The organism is Spirulina sp. 06S082 (genome assembly GCF_034932145.1).
Lineage (GTDB): Bacteria > Cyanobacteriota > Cyanobacteriia > Cyanobacteriales > Spirulinaceae > CCY15215.
Map to the genome: position 1 here is coordinate 1 of NZ_JAYGHV010000269.1, position 768 is coordinate 768.

The 768-nt window shown below is 32.6% G+C and carries 1 pseudogene; it reads right to left on the reverse strand.

From position 1 onward, the window contains the following. Window positions 1–97: 97 nt before the first annotated feature. Window positions 98–635 (reverse strand): annotated as a pseudogene (locus VB714_RS15515) (hypothetical protein); the annotation flags it as partial. Window positions 636–768 lie beyond the last annotated feature (133 nt).

Consider the following 768-nt stretch of genomic DNA (forward strand, 5'->3'; position numbering starts at 1 on the left):
ACAGGACTTACGCTAGTACACTAAATATAGTGTATAGCAAGATAGACGATGGCTAAAAATTTTGGATAGCGATCGCCAGAAGAAAAAGATTAAATTGTTTCATACGTTGCTTAGTCTTTTTTTTTACTTCTTCTACAGAAGTTTTCTTGAGTTCATTTGTTGCCACATATTCCGTTCTATCGGTAGAGACAGATACCCGAAATAACTGCACTTTTTTATTTTGAGGAAATTGCATGATCTATTTTGGTTTTTCCATCTCCATCTGGATCATAAATTCGATAATCAATGACCCAAAACTCTCCCGTTTCTGGATTGATATAAATACAGCTAACTAAACCAATACCTCTAATTACACGATGTTCATTTCCACTATACTGACGACGAACTAACTCGATTTTTTGGGAAAATCTTTTATCACTAACTGTGTCATCAAAAACCAAAATTCCTTCCTCAGGACTTTGAATCAGGTTGATAACATTATCCCAAATCAATTTAGGCGTTAATTTCTCATTCCTTAAATAACGATTAATTGTATCATGACTAATTCCTTGAATATGATCGGCTAAGTTGGTTATTGTATAATTTTTTTGACTACTTAAAAGATACTGACAATAATTGAGATAGGTGAATTTCATGTTAATTTTAAGTTTGATTTCCTAACAATATTATCATATTTTAGGCTCTGTACCAAGATTTTTGATTTTTGGGGTTTGCTGCTCGCTCTTTTTTAAACTTTACGCTACATATGGTGTTACTGCGTAAGTTCTG